The following is a 1,070-nucleotide window of genomic DNA, read 5'->3' as shown; positions in this document are numbered from 1 at the left end:
AAGTTCGAGCGTAACAAGCCCCACGTGAACATCGGCACGATCGGACACGTGGACCACGGCAAGACGTCGCTGACGGCCGCCATCACCAAGGTGCTGGCGAAGACGGGCGGCGCCACGTTCCTGGCGTACGACCTGATTGACAAGGCGCCGGAGGAGCGTGAGCGCGGTATCACGATTTCCACCTCGCACGTGGAGTACCAGACGTCGAACCGGCACTACGCCCACGTCGACTGTCCGGGCCACGCCGACTACGTGAAGAACATGATCACGGGCGCGGCGCAGATGGACGGCGCCATCCTGGTGGTGTCGGCGGCGGACGGCCCGATGCCGCAGACGCGTGAGCACATCCTGCTGGCGCGCCAGGTCGGCGTTCCGTACATCGTGGTCTTCCTGAACAAGGTGGACATGCTGGACGACCCCGAGCTGCGCGAGCTCGTGGAGATGGAAGTCCGCGACCTGCTGAAGAAGTACGAGTTCCCTGGCGATGACATCCCCATCATCCCGGGCTCGGCGCTCAAGGCGCTGGAGGGTGACACCAGCGACATCGGCGAGCCGGCCATCCTGAAGCTGATGGAGGCGGTGGACAGCTACATCCCGACGCCGCAGCGCGCGACGGACAAGCCCTTCCTGATGCCGGTGGAGGACGTGTTCTCCATCTCCGGCCGCGGCACGGTGGCCACGGGCCGCGTCGAGCGCGGTATCATCAAGGTCGGCGAGGAAGTGGAAGTCGTTGGTCTGCGCCCGACGCAGAAGACGGTCGTCACGGGCGTGGAGATGTTCCGCAAGCTGCTGGACCAGGGCATGGCGGGCGACAACATCGGCGCGCTGGTGCGCGGCCTGAAGCGCGAGGACATGGAGCGCGGCCAGGTGCTGGCCAAGCCGGGCAGCATCACCCCGCACACCAAGTTCAAGGCGCAGATCTACGTGCTGTCGAAGGAAGAGGGCGGTCGTCACACCCCGTTCTTCAAGGGCTACCGCCCGCAGTTCTACTTCCGCACCACGGACGTGACGGGCTCGGTGAAGCTGCCGGAGAACGTCGAAATGGTGATGCCGGGCGACAACATCGCCAT

1 protein-coding gene is annotated in these 1,070 nt (G+C 65.6%); it reads left to right on the top strand.

Features of this window, described 5'->3' with window-relative positions:
• A partial coding sequence (tuf, locus tag FMQ63_RS37125; RefSeq protein WP_074960364.1) for an elongation factor Tu occupies window positions 1-1,070 on the top strand: 1,070 nt, incomplete at both ends.

The sequence above is a fragment of the Myxococcus sp. CA005 genome, assembly GCF_006518205.1.
Lineage (GTDB): Bacteria > Myxococcota > Myxococcia > Myxococcales > Myxococcaceae > Myxococcus > Myxococcus xanthus.
This window is presented reverse-complemented; position numbering and strand designations above follow the sequence as displayed.